Annotated in this window: 12 protein-coding genes; 5 read left to right on the top strand and 7 right to left on the bottom strand. The window is 62.2% G+C overall.

Annotation, left to right across the window (positions count from 1 at the left end):
• Nucleotides 1-34: 34 nt before the first annotated feature.
• Nucleotides 35-1,510 carry an NAD-dependent succinate-semialdehyde dehydrogenase gene (locus ACFFP0_RS08880; RefSeq protein WP_377259202.1) on the top strand — a complete coding sequence of 492 codons (1,476 nt, stop codon included), beginning with the start codon at nucleotides 35-37 and terminating at the stop codon, nucleotides 1,508-1,510.
• Nucleotides 1,511-1,567: 57 nt separating this feature from the next.
• A complete protein-coding gene (locus tag ACFFP0_RS08885) occupies nucleotides 1,568-1,708 on the top strand; it encodes an alpha/beta fold hydrolase (protein ID WP_377259205.1) in 141 nt (46 codons plus the stop codon).
• A gap of 134 nt (nucleotides 1,709-1,842) precedes the next feature.
• Here the strand turns inward: ACFFP0_RS08885 and ACFFP0_RS08890 are convergent, their stop codons facing one another.
• A complete protein-coding gene (locus ACFFP0_RS08890) occupies nucleotides 1,843-3,267 on the bottom strand; it encodes an ATP-binding protein (protein WP_377259208.1) in 1,425 nt (474 codons plus the stop codon).
• Nucleotides 3,267-4,004, bottom strand: coding sequence for a response regulator (locus tag ACFFP0_RS08895; RefSeq protein WP_377259210.1), 738 nt, complete (start codon nucleotides 4,002-4,004; stop codon nucleotides 3,267-3,269). The genes ACFFP0_RS08890 and ACFFP0_RS08895 overlap by 1 nt, the downstream gene beginning before the upstream one ends.
• Nucleotides 4,005-4,327: 323 nt before the next feature.
• Here ACFFP0_RS08895 and ACFFP0_RS08900 point away from each other — a divergent pair, with 323 nt between their 5' ends.
• The gene (locus ACFFP0_RS08900; protein WP_377259213.1) at nucleotides 4,328-5,191 is read left to right on the top strand and encodes a MipA/OmpV family protein; all 864 of its coding nucleotides are present in this window, start codon (nucleotides 4,328-4,330) and stop codon (nucleotides 5,189-5,191) included.
• Between the two features lie 430 nt (nucleotides 5,192-5,621).
• On the opposite strand, the gene ACFFP0_RS08905 is transcribed toward ACFFP0_RS08900, so the two are convergent.
• From ACFFP0_RS08905 to ACFFP0_RS08925, 5 genes are read right to left on the bottom strand one after another with little or no spacing between them, the layout of a single operon-like run.
• Complete coding sequence (locus ACFFP0_RS08905; RefSeq protein ID WP_377259216.1) at nucleotides 5,622-6,314, bottom strand: ATP-binding cassette domain-containing protein; 693 nt, start codon at nucleotides 6,312-6,314, stop codon at nucleotides 5,622-5,624.
• A complete protein-coding gene (devC, locus tag ACFFP0_RS08910; protein ID WP_377259219.1) occupies nucleotides 6,314-7,501 on the bottom strand; it encodes an ABC transporter permease DevC in 1,188 nt (395 codons plus the stop codon). The genes ACFFP0_RS08905 and devC overlap by 1 nt, the downstream gene beginning before the upstream one ends.
• Nucleotides 7,498-8,700 (bottom strand): HlyD family efflux transporter periplasmic adaptor subunit, encoded by a 1,203-nt coding sequence (locus tag ACFFP0_RS08915; RefSeq protein ID WP_377259222.1) that lies wholly within the window; start codon nucleotides 8,698-8,700, stop codon nucleotides 7,498-7,500. The genes devC and ACFFP0_RS08915 overlap by 4 nt, the downstream gene beginning before the upstream one ends.
• A gap of 18 nt (nucleotides 8,701-8,718) precedes the next feature.
• The gene (locus ACFFP0_RS08920; protein ID WP_377259225.1) at nucleotides 8,719-9,591 is read right to left on the bottom strand and encodes a DUF3313 domain-containing protein; all 873 of its coding nucleotides are present in this window, start codon (nucleotides 9,589-9,591) and stop codon (nucleotides 8,719-8,721) included.
• 30 nt (nucleotides 9,592-9,621) lie between these two features.
• Complete coding sequence (locus tag ACFFP0_RS08925) at nucleotides 9,622-10,791, bottom strand: patatin-like phospholipase family protein (RefSeq protein WP_377259228.1); 1,170 nt, start codon at nucleotides 10,789-10,791, stop codon at nucleotides 9,622-9,624.
• 663 nt (nucleotides 10,792-11,454) lie between these two features.
• On the opposite strand from ACFFP0_RS08925, the gene ACFFP0_RS08930 reads away from it, so the two are divergent.
• Both ACFFP0_RS08930 and ACFFP0_RS08935 read left to right on the top strand, forming a co-directional pair.
• Nucleotides 11,455-11,772 carry a hypothetical protein gene (locus ACFFP0_RS08930; RefSeq protein ID WP_377259231.1) on the top strand — a complete coding sequence of 106 codons (318 nt, stop codon included), beginning with the start codon at nucleotides 11,455-11,457 and terminating at the stop codon, nucleotides 11,770-11,772.
• A gap of 18 nt (nucleotides 11,773-11,790) precedes the next feature.
• Nucleotides 11,791-12,477: an aspartyl/asparaginyl beta-hydroxylase domain-containing protein gene (locus ACFFP0_RS08935; RefSeq protein WP_377259234.1), complete on the top strand. Its 687-nt coding sequence runs from the start codon at nucleotides 11,791-11,793 to the stop codon at nucleotides 12,475-12,477.
• Nucleotides 12,478-12,644 lie beyond the last annotated feature (167 nt).

The raw sequence follows: 12,644 nt of genomic DNA on the forward strand, positions 1-12,644 counted from the left end.
CCAGATCCGACAACGCTAGAATGGAGCACGGCAAATGATCTCCCAGGCACTTCTGGACAAGCTCAACGATCCGACCCTTGCCGTGGACAAGGCCCGGGTCGGTGGCGAGTGGGTGGCCGAAAGCGATAGCGGCAAGACCTTCGAGGTCACCAATCCGGCGACCGGAGAGGTGATCGCGACGCTTCCTGACATGAACCGTGTCGAAACGGCCAGAGCCATTGCCGTCGCTTACAAAGCACAGAAGGATTGGGCGAAAAGGACCGGCAAGGAACGTGCTTCGGTGCTGCGTGGGCTCCTTGACCTGATGGTTGCAAACGCCGACGACCTCGCCGCCATCCTCACCGCTGAAATGGGCAAGCCGCTCGCCGAGGCCAGGGGCGAAATCCTTTACGGCGCCTCCTATGTGGAATGGTTCGGCGAAGAGGCCAAGCGCGTCTATGGCGACGTGATCCCCGGTCATCTGAGTGACAAGCGCATCATGGTCATCAGGCAGCCGGTCGGTGTGGTCGGAGCGATCACCCCTTGGAACTTCCCCAACGCCATGCTCGCCCGCAAGATGGCCCCGGCAATCGCTGCCGGTTGCGCCATGGTTTCGAAGCCGGCTTCGGAAACGCCTCTTTCGGCGCTGGCGCTTGCGGTCCTGGCGGAGCGGGCCGGTTTGCCGCCGGGCCTGTTCAATGTCGTTCTCTCCACCGACTCCCCCTCGATTGGCAAGGAGATGTGCGAGAACGACAAGGTCCGCAAGATCACGTTCACCGGCTCGACAAATGTCGGCAAGATTCTCATGCGCCAGGGCGCAGAACAGGTCCTGAAGCTCGGACTGGAATTGGGCGGCAATGCGCCATTCATCGTCTTCGACGACGCCGATCTCGATGCGGCGGTGGAAGGGGCGATGGTTTCCAAGTATCGCAACAATGGCCAGACCTGCGTGTGCGCCAACCGGCTTTACGTGCAGGCGGGCGTCTATGACGCCTTTGTCGAAAAGCTTGCCGACAGGGTAAAAACCATCAAGGTCGGCGATGGCTTCGAGCCGGGCGTGACCGCCGGCCCCCTGATTACGGACAAGTCCGTGGCCAAGGTGGAGGAACATATTTCCGATGCCCTGGAACAGGGGGCGAAAATTGCCCTTGGGGGCAAGCGCGACGAGCGGGGCGGATTGTTTTTCCAGCCAACCATTCTCACGGGCGTGACCACCGGCATGAAAGTGGCGCGGGAAGAAACTTTTGGCCCGGTCGCGCCGGTCTTCAGGTTTGAAACCGAAGAAGAGGTCATCGAGATGGCCAACAACACCGAATTCGGTCTCGCCTCCTATTTCTATTCGAAGGACATGTCGAAAATCTTCCGCGTCGCCGAGGCCCTTGAATACGGCATGGTCGGCATCAATACCGGCCTGATCTCGACCGAGGTCGCGCCCTTCGGAGGGATCAAACAGTTCGGCCAGGGGCGCGAAGGATCAAAATATGGCATCGATGACTACACCGAGATCAAGTATTTATGCCTGAGCATCTGAAGGCAGTCGCGATGAGGCGGAGATAATGGCGTTCATGACCGGCTGGTGCGCGTCGCGATGTCGGAGCGGATCAAGGCCATTCATTCGAACAGCCGCCTGTCGCTCTTCTCCGAAAGCGGGCATAGCCCCTTTTTCGACGAACCGGCGCGTTACGGACAGGAACTTGCGGCATTCGTGACAGCCGCCAACAATAGCTGAGGAGATCACCGTGCCTTGCGCAGGCCGAGCCGGAATATGTCACCCATCGGTGATTTTCGTTCAAGCCTGAGAACTGTATTCCCGCCGATCCGGATCGGATCGTGGATCGCGCCGATTATCGGTGTGTCTTCACATCAGGAAACGTTGCGTTGCCCGGGCCACCGGCTTTCCTCGGCAGGAGGAGAGCCGGTGGCTTTGGCATGCGCCGCGCCTCCCGTCACATGGCCTTCGGCGGGGAAATCCATCTGCGCCGCAAGACCGTGCGGTGCTCTGTTCAGGAGTTCGATCGTGCCGCCATGCGCCCGCACGATGTCATCGACGATCGAGAGCCCCAGCCCGAACCCGCTGCGATCGGTCGATGTTCGCGCCGTATCGACCTTGAAGAAGGGTTCGAGCACGCGGGTCCGCAAACTGCCGGGAAGGCCGGGGCCGTCATCAACAACGCCTATGCGCACGATTCCGTTTTCGAGGACCGAAAGCTCGACGGAGATTTCCTGCGCGAACTTGGTGCCGTTCTCGACGAGGTTGGTGATCGCGCGGGCCAGCGACCGCGGTTTGCAGCGATAGGCAAAGCGTTCCGGCCCGACATATTTCACGTTGAAGCCTATGTCGGAAAAGTCGGAGCATACGGTGGCCAACAGGCTGGGCAGGTCGGCATTGACCGGCTTCTCGGTCGCCATCTCCTTGCTGAGATAGGTCAGCGTATCGTTGATCATGTCGCTGAGAGCGGAGATATCCTTCAAAAGCGCGGCCTTGAGCTCCGGCTGCATCGAGCGCTCGGCACGCAGGCGCAGGCGTGTCAGCGGCGTGCGCAGGTCGTGGCTGATCGCGCGCAACATGCGGGTGCGGTCGTCGATCATGCTGCGCACGCGGCTGCGCATGTCGTTCAGCGATCTTGCCAGCGTCCGGATTTCGGCGACTCCCCCCTCATCGAAGGGCCTGTCCGGCCCCTTGTCGGGCTTCAGCGTTTCCGCGGCCTTCGCGAACTCAAGAAGAGGAGCCGCAATGACCCGCGCGGCATAGAGCGACAGAAGCGCCACCGGCAGGACGAGGCCCATCAGTTGCAGCACGATGCTGACCTGCTGGTCGCTGATCCAGCCATCGGGAGGAGGGGACGCGGGCAGGAACGCCAGGGCGCGGTCGCCCCCCATGCCAACGACCAGGACATTGTGAAGTTTGCCGGTGGCAGTCTGCGCCCGGAAGGCCGTTGCGAAGGTGGCCGGCATGTTGCTCTGGACAAGATGGCGGACATCCTCGAACGAGATGTCCGTATCTGCCTCCTGCAAAAGCTCGGCCGCCGACACCTCCTCGACCTGAAGCCCTGTCCTGGATGTGGCGTCCAGGATCGCGGCTCTCTGCTCGGCGGAGGTGGACGCCTCGACCTGATCGATGACCGTCTCGATCTTCAGGGCAGTCGTTCGGGCATAGGAAACGCTCTCCGGATCGTCACGCAACAGGTACTCCGATATGGTTCCCAGAATGACGAGGCAGATGATGGGGCCGACGGCCAAGGCCGCGATCTGCCGGCGGATCGACCCGGCCCGGAAGCGTGCGAACATCAGCAGGCCTCGACTTTCGGGGTGAACATGTAGCCCCCCAGCCGGACCGTCTTGATGAAGGTCGGCTCGCGAACGTTGGGCTCGATCTTCTGCCGGACGCGGCTGACATGGACGTCGATGCTGCGTTCGACCGGACCTGCAAGGCCGGCATGGGTCAGGCGCAAAAGCTGCTCGCGCGTCATGACGCGGCCCGGATTCCGGCAGAAGGCAAGAAGAATATCGAACTCGGCCGTCGTCATCGAAACATGTATGCCTTCCGGGGACACCAGTTGCCGCAGGATCGGGTCGATCTGCCAGCCGGCGAACTGCATGGCCGTCTGCTGCGGGCGGTGTTCCACTCCGTAGGATGCACGCCGCAACAGCCCTTTTATCCGCGCCATCAATTCCCGCGGATGGAACGGTTTGGTGATGTAATCGTCAGCGCCGAGCTCGATGCCGACGATGCGGTTGATTTCATCGCCGAGCGCCGTGAGCATGACGATGGGAATGGTCGATGATGCCCGCAGCCGGCGGCAGATGCTGAAACCGTCTTCACCCGGCAGCATGGCATCGAGCACGACCAGATCGAAGGATTGCTTTCTCAGGATGGCGTCCATGCCGGCGGCCGAGCCGACCGCAACAGCCTGAAGACCATTCTCCGTCAGCATTTCGACGACCATCGCAGCGATCTCGTCGTCGTCTTCGACAAGAAGAACGCGGGATACCGTCTCCGATACGACGAGATGCTGAACTGTCATGTGTTCGCTTTGAAAGTGTGATCCGACGGATGCCCCGGGGCTTCAATGTTTCCGGGGCTTCACCCCCCCATTGTCGCAAAAACACGCCTAAAGTCACGGGGTAGAGATATTTTGATATGTTAAGCCGGGGCCCGGCCGGAGCGATACGTCAGCCGCCTGCGCCAGCAGGCCACCCATCGATCGCGCGGCAACATTTCTCAACATCACAAAATCCAAGTTAACGAGGCCGTTTGAGACAGTGCGGCCGCGAAAGACACGACGCGTTGGGCTTGCACCCCTGGCATTCGTTGAAAATCGCTACGAGACTCCAGGAGCCAATTCGAATGTCATTGACGCTATCTTTCTCAACTCTCTCGCGGTGGGTCGCCGTCGCCACGAGCCTCTCGACGGTTGCCGTCTTTCCGCTCCAGGCGGGCGCGGCCGATCTTTATGAAAATGAAGCCGCCGCTATTCCCCCGGCGGAGAGCTTCGACAAGGGGCGCTTCGGAGGCATACGCCAGAAGCTCCACGACTGGAATGTCATCGTTGGGGCAGGCGTCATGTACGCGCCGAAATACGAAGGATCGGACGAATTCGAATTCGTCCCCATTCCCATGATTTCCGCAACCTTCGGTCGCCTCACTATCGACCCGGGCGGGCTGAGCATCGATGTGCTGGAAGCGAATGGCTTCAAGGTCACGGTGAAGGGCGGCTATGAACTGGGAGGAGGGCGCGATGAGGACGACTCCAAACATCTGCGGGGACTTGGCGATATCGATGCCGGCGGCGTCGTCGGAACGAAAATCTCGTATGAAACAGGGCCGCTGGAATTCTACGCGTCCGTCGACAAGACGATTGGCGGCAGCGACGGCCTGGTCGGCCAGGTGGGAGCGAACATCTCCCATCACTATGATCGCTTCATCTTTTCGGCGGGAGCCTCCGCGACATTCGCCGACGACAATCATATGGAAAGCTATTTTGGCGTGACCGCTGCTCAATCGGCAAGATCGGGATTGCGGCAATACGAGGCCGGCGCCGGCCTCAAGCGTTTCGATATCGAAGCCTCGGTAACCTACATGGCGACGGAGCACTGGCTCGTCCGCGGCCAGGCGGGGGTCGGTTTCCTCACCGGCGACGCGAAGGACAGCCCGATCGTTCAGGACGACGTGCAGCCGTCGGCGATGCTGATGGTCGGGTACAAGTTCTAGAGCGTCCTTGCTGCGCCCGTTCAGGCGCACGGCGCTCTGGGAACCCGGTCGGAAGCAGCAAATCCGCCGGCGCCGCCCCTTGTCGGCACCGGTATCCCGCGCGAACCTGACGCGGGAATTTCCTGACGGCAATAGCCCGGGAGCAGGTTCCTTCCAGGTTCGACAGATTGGAAGCGATGTTGTCCTGCCGGCACGATGTTACCCCCTGGATTCAGTCGGGACCGGCGGGACGGTGTCGTTGGTGACGGCGAAACGGATGATGAAGTCCTGCTGACGCCTCGCCGGACAAGCGGCCCGTCAATTGACGGGCCGCTTGTCCATTGTCCGCTCACCCTTCCCGAACGGACATGCATATGCGACGGAGCCGCCGGCGATGACGGGGAGGGCCAAGTCCTCGGGCGATACGCGGTCACCTGCATTCGGTTTTCCTTCAGTCCGACACCAATCGTCCGTCCTCTATGGTGATGACCCTGTCGGCGAAATCGATGATGCGGGCGTCATGCGTGACGATCACTGTCGAGGTGCCGCGTGTTTTCCCGAGCGCCTTGAGCATCCGCACCACATGCAGCCCCGCATCCTTGTCGAGTGCCGCGGTCGGTTCGTCGGCGAAGACGATCTCCGGGTTGGAGACGAGCGCGCGGGCAATCGCCACGCGCTGTTTCTGCCCGCCGGAGAGCTTTTCCGGCAGGTAGTCGATACGCTTGCCCAGGCCGAGCGATTCCAGGATGTGAACCGCCGCGGCATCCTGCTTTGCCGCATCGCCATGCGGCCCATGCACCTGCAGCCCCATCAGCGTGTTCTGCCGCGCAGTCAGGCTTTCGTGCAGATTGTGGGCCTGGAAGATGAAGCCGAGCCGGCGGCGCAACACCTCCTGGCCGGCTTCGCTTGCCCCCCGCAATTCCCGACCCAGCAGGCGGATCGACCCCTCCTGCACCTTGCGCAGGCTGCCCATGAGGGTGAGCAGGGTCGTCTTGCCCGAGCCGGAGGGGCCGCGCAGGATGGTCAGGCTGCCGCGTTCGATCGACAGCGACGCGTCGAAGATCGCCTGGATGCGGGTTTCGCCGGCGCCGAACCAGTGATTGACGCCTTTCAGCTGGATGGGTGGTTCACCACGGTTCGTCATCAGAACAACTCCGCCGGTTCCGCCCGCCTGAGGCGAAGGGTTGCGAGAGCGCCCGAGATCGCGCAGGCGGCGAATGTGCCCGCAAGGACCGAGAGCGCGCGGCCCGGCGTCATGCCGAGCGGCAGGCCGGTCGCCACCGCCATCACCTGATAGACCCCGCTTCCGAGCAGGACCCCGGGCATGAAGCCGAGGAAGGCGATGATCAGCGCTTCCTCGAAGACGATGCCGAGGAGGAAACGGTGCGGATAGCCCATGGCCTTGAACGTGGCATATTCCTTCATATGGGCGGCGACATCCGTTGCGAGGACCTGGTAGACGATGACCAGGCCGACAAAAATGCCGATGAACACGCCGATCCCGAATATGATGCCCATCGGCGCCTCGGTATTCATGTAGTCGACGTCGTCGGCGATCATCTGCCCGGCCGTGCGGACCTGGACATGCTCGGATGCCAGCCGTTCGTTCAGGCGCCGTATGACGGGCGCCGGGTCCGCCCCCGGCTTCAGCCGGACGAGAACATGGCTCAGCGTGCCGGCAGTCCGCTCCGGGACGAGCCGCTGGAACGTCTGGTCCGACATGAAGAGCGCACCGTCGTAACCGAAGCCGCTGCCGAGTTTGAAACTGCCCACGGCTGAAACGGCATGGCCGTTGATCTCGAACTCCAGGGGCGTCTCGGGCGATATCCGCTCGACGGCTGCTACGTCGCCGTTCTGGCCGATATCCCGGAACTCGCTGTCGAGCAGCACGCGATTGGGCAGGGCCAGCATGGCCAATTGCTGTTCGCTGATCGTCTCGCCTGCGAAGGCACTCGCCTCGGGCGCCATGCCGTACACGATCAGGGCCTTGGAAATGCCACCCGGCCGCTTCCATTCCATATTGCCGAGATGAAGCGCGGTCGCATCCGCCACGCCCGGATCGGCAAGCGCCATGTAGATGATCCGCCGCGACAGCAGCGCACCGCCAAAGAGCTCGGGACTGGGCGGGGAGATGACGATATCGGTACGGAAAGGCGTATAGGTCAGGTAGATGACGCTGTTCATCGAAGCCACGACGCCCAACTGGACGAAGACGAGGAGATTGGCGAAGGCAATGCCCGCCACCGCCGCCGCCAGCCGCATGTGGTTGTGGGTGAGTTGCAGCCAGCCGATGGGCGTACGCCGGAGCAGGAGATGCAGCAGCCGGGTCATTCGGCCTTCGTCGCTATTCTGCCAACGACCTCCAGATTGGTGTAGGAGCGGGCAAGGGCCGAGGATTCCGCGTCCAGAGCGACGGTTACCCGCACCACGCGCGCATCCGCGTTGGCGGCCGGCTCGGTGGACATCACCGACTGGCGCCCGACGATCTGCCTGATCTGCGTGACCTTGCCCGTCAGAGGCGCCGGCAGCGCTTGCGCCGTCATCCTGGCGATCTGGCCGGGCGCGACCTGCTTGACGTCGGACTGGTATACCTCCAGTTCCGCCGTCATCCGGGTGATGTCGCCGATGGTCATGACCCCGGTCGTCGATGGCTTTTCGCCGACGCGGGCGTGAACTTCGAGCACGATACCCGCTCGTGGCGCGACGACCCGCGCGGAGGCCAGATCTTGCTCGGCGCGGGCGAGGTTGGCGCGCGCCAGATCGAGATTGCGCGCCGCCAGCAGGATGTCGGGCTGGCTGCCCGTCTCCGCTCCACCGTACCGCTCGACAAGCGCCGCTGTCCGGCCCAGCTCGGCCCGAGCCTTGATCGCGTTCGACCGAGCCTGCTCGAGCAGCACCTGCGTGGTGGAGTTGCCGGCAACGAGCCTGGTCTGCCGCTCGAGCTCCAGGTCCGCGAATGTCGATGCCGCTTCCGCCGCCGAATGATTGGCCCGGGCCTCCGCGAGATTCGCCAGCATCGATGCGCGCACCTGTTCCAGTGCGGCCTGCTGGGCGGCGAGATTGGACTTGGCCGAGGTTCTTGCGGCGAGGAGCGCCGGCATGTTGTCCAGTTCCGCAACGGTTTCCCCTGCTTCCACCCGTTCGCCCTCGGCAACCACGAGGCGGGCGATGCGCGCATCGCCCGCTCCGTTGGGAAGCGCGACGGCCAGGGTGCCGCCGTTCGGCACGAGGCGGCCGAGCGCGACGACGTCGAGCGGGGCCGCAGCCGTTGTCGGCTGGCTCTCCTCCGTCAAGGCCGTCACGGATGAGGATTGGAGCGGATCAAGCCCCGCAAGCTCCAGGACCTTCAGGACCGGCGACTGCAGATACATGCCGGCAACTACCCCCAGGCCGAGCGACAACCCGGCCAGCAACAGTGTCCGCCACCATGATCCGCCTTTCTGCTCCTGGCTGGAAGACATCGGGGCGTCTGCCTTTCCCGAGTCTTCGAGCGGCAATGCGACCCCGTCCTTGGCTACGACTTCAATCATCAGTGCGTCGTTTCCTTTCTATCGGCCCTGCGCCTGAGGCTGCCTGTCCGTCCAGGACGGTGGCAGCCCGACTTGCGAGGCGGCGAAATCCGTCAGGCCGGGCGACCGGCCAAATTTCTCGCAGGCCGGATATTTCGGCTTTCCGCCGAGGCCTGACACGATCTTCTGCCCGGAGGGAAGCTTGGGCAGCCCCTTGAACGGCGTCTTGCCCGTGACGAGCATCTTGGAGAAATCGCTGCCGAAGCTCGACGCGAGCGAATAGGCATCGCCAATCTGCGAAACGCGCGCGCTGGTGGTCACGAAGTTCGCGCCCTTGGCCCACACCATCGCGCCCACCTGCCTGCCGTCCCTCGTGGTGGCCTCAGCCTCGACGGAAAGGCCTCCAAGTCCCATCGGCAGTCTCGGGACGGGCACGGGAACGACGAAGTTGGCTCCGAGCGACGTCACGGTCGACAGGCCGGCCACCGTGGCATTGGTCGGTACGATGCGGGTGACGGTGGCGTGAACGACGAGATCCGCATTCTCCCTCCTGTCGACAACCTGGAAACGGTCGCTGAGGCCGACACAGAGGGCGCGGCTGATCACATTGGCAACCAAAGCCTGGTCGGACGGTTTCCTGATGGATTGCGCGGCAGCGGTGGACACCGCCGTCGGCTCGATGAAAATCGTCTTGGTCGCAACGAGATCGCTTGACGCGACCTTGTATTTCGCCTTCGTCAGCCGCCCCTTGTTCGACGTCAGGCCGTCATAGGTCGTCAGCGAGTTTGCCTGTTCGAGCGGCACGGAGGCACAGCCTCCGACGGCCGACAGCAACGGCAGGAAGAGGAGGGCCGATCTGATCGGTCGGGGGCGGGAGCCGGTGCCTGACGGGCGAATGCGGGAAGATGGCATTTCGTTTTCCTGTTGGGTGAGGGGCCGCGGCTATCGCGACGGCGTCGGTTGTGTGGCGGCGAGATTGTCGGTGAAGGAAGGCCGATCCTTCCAAAGGGTGCCGCTCGCCATTTTTGCATATCCAAGGTTGTATATGGCGCGCATGTAGTTGGTGTTGAACGGATCGGTCATGTCGTAGGAAACCTGCGCATCGATGGAGGCCATGCGGAACCGGATGCCGGTCTTCTTGGCATAGGCGTAGGTGGCCAGCAGCGCGCTGCGGGTCTGCGCCTTGATGAGGGACGAGCTCGCCCTGGCCATGACAATGAACGTGTTGTTCGTGGTCGTGGAGAATTCCGGCATGAGGGCGTTGTTGACGAGGATGTACATGTTGAATTTCGGCCCTTCGGGCCAGTCGCCCTTCTCCGCATCGGCGATCCAGCCCTCCGGGATCGTCAGGATCTGGGAGGCCGAACCGCCGTCGGAATGCATTTCCTCGAATACCTGCCCGCCGGCTCTGGCCCTGATGAGCACCGCCGGATAAAGGCCGGGGATGCTGGCCGACGCGATGATGATGTCCTGGAAGAGTTTCAGCGCGTCAGGCCGGTTGCTTTCGGCGATGGCGCCCATGTTCCAGATCACGGCTCTCTGGGAGTCGAGGTTCGAGGTCAAAACAAGCAGGCGCCGTCCCTTGCGGTGTTCCGCTGCGATTTTCGCCAGGATGTCGTGCGTCAGATAGCGCTCGACCAGCTTGCGAAGCGGCTCCTGCTTGAGGAGACTTGCGCCCAGCAGACCTCTCGGCAGGAAGTCCACGTCGACCAGTTCCTGGGCAATGCCGCTCGTATACAGATCGACGAGTGTCCCGTCGTAGGCAGGTCCGAGAAACGCATAGGGCGCCATCAGCGCACCCGTGCTGACGCCGCTGACCATGTCGAATTCGGGCCGTTGCCCCTTGTCCGACCAGGCCTTCAGCGCGCCGACGCTGAAGGCTCCTCCGGCGCCCCCGCCCGACAGGACGAGGTAGTTGATTTCCTTATGTTTCGTGGCGGGAAGCCAGGCCCGCGCCTGCGGCAGCGTGCCGTTCGAATCCGCGTAGATGCGGATGTCGTCAAACCCGTCGATAGTGGCGGCCGTTGCCGCCTTCGATCCATAGGGAATGCGATCCGGCGCCATGCAGCCGGCAAGAAAGGCCAGCAGGAGAATCGTGAGCAGCCGAGGCACTAATATCGCCTCTTTCCACTGTTCCGGCGAAGCATCATGACATCCGCCAGCCGTGCTGCACTCCACCGCGAATGCGACATGCGCTCCAAGGCCGGTTGGCCCGGCGTCGCGATCGCATTGGCAAGCTTTTGTGGTTCACAGCCGGATTCCCTTGGTTCGTGTCCGGCGGAACTAATCCCGATTTTGCCGTTGGCTTGGGTTTTCTCTTGTTAAGAATTGTTGCGGGCATCGGAGAAGCCGCGCCAATAGGACGGCGTCGTTTGGCAGGTGCGGCCGGCCGACCGGCAACAGCGGCGGTCTCGCGAATTGTTCATTCACGTCGGGTGAAGCCGCCGGAGTCATGGCGATTATCCGGTTCTGGCAGTGATGTCGGCAGTCTGTCCAAAACCGCAGATCACCCCGGCAATCTTGCCGGCGGCGAAACGAAGGGATCTTCATCACGGATCTGGACCCGAACTCGGTCAAGAAAGGCCGGCGAGCCGGAGGCGGCAACTTCAGCGTTGGACCGGTTCCACGTTTTCACTGTGGATGAAAACAGGTGCGCATCACGCGTGCGCATGGAAACCGACCGGCGGTGCAGCAGCGAAGTGGAGAACCTCTCGGGCCTCGACCGTTCGGCCGACGTCGTAACGGCGGGCGGCGCCTTCCTGTCCGATGGGAGGCTTGGCCGAACAGAAGGAGAAGCGCGATGAACTTTTCCGCCTGATCGATCCGCAATCCCGTTCCCGCTGTCCTTCTGTTCATCCTGCTGACTGCCAGCGGCTGTTCGCCTTCAACCAGGATTTTGCCCCCGCAGTTGGATCTTCTAGCGATGGCACCACGGTGGGCGGCCGTTCGCAGACGGCGCGCTGGCCGCTCCATTTTTTCCGCGCCGCATCGCTTCGTCGAACACAACTCTCAACAAAAGATAACACCAGAAAACAGCAAACGAGAATAGCCAAGCGGCGTCGATCGCGGGAAGGACGCGGTCGACATCCATAACCCTATTGAGGCAATGCAATGTCGCACATCTACGATCTCGGAGCCAATCTCGTCCGGTGTATTTATGAAAAGCGTATAGATGCACCGGCGATTCTCGATGTCGGCACCCAATTTCCAAACGCGGCGAAGTTTATTGCCGCGTGGCACGAAATCCGTGACGAAGCTCTTGCGGTGCAGTTGGGCAAGGCGCCGCGCTTTCATGATATCATGCCGGAACAGGCTGAAATCTCGGCCAATGACGGCCGCGATTGGCGCATGTTTGTGCTTAAGGCCTACGATATGACAATACCGGAAAATATGGCGCGCATGCCGGTCCTCAGCCGGCTGCTGGCGGAGTGCCCGGAAGTGAAATCGGCGGCCGTTTCCTTCCTGGCGCCGTACAAGCACATCCCACCCCACCGAGGTCCTTTCCGCGGGATCATGAGATTTCACCTCGGCCTGGTCATTCCACGCCAGCCGGATGGTCGCCCCGCAACAATCATGATGATCAATCATCAGGAAAAGCGGATCGCCGACGGCGAGTGCATGCTATGGGATGATACCTTCCCGCACGAAGTCACGAACAACGCCGATCAGGCTCGCGTTGCGCTTCTCCTTGATGTGTGGCGTCCGCGGATGCCGCTGGACATGGAAATCCTGTCCCGGCTTATTGTCCGCGGGGTCCAGATGGGGATGCATTACAGAGGCGTATCTTTCGCCGGCTGAGATCTTAAGCGTTCACGTCGCGAAATTTTCCAGGATGAGTGACCATTCAACTCCAGATGATGATTGCCAAAACGGATGCGACTGTGGTCATCTGAAGGAAAATCAACGGTTAAGGCCATAAGAAAGGAGAATCGGATGATTGTGAGAGCTTCTGCAAGTAAAGGGGC

The sequence above is a fragment of the Neorhizobium puerariae genome (genome assembly GCF_042429745.1).
In the GTDB taxonomy this organism is placed as follows: Bacteria; Pseudomonadota; Alphaproteobacteria; order Rhizobiales; family Rhizobiaceae; genus Neorhizobium; species Neorhizobium puerariae.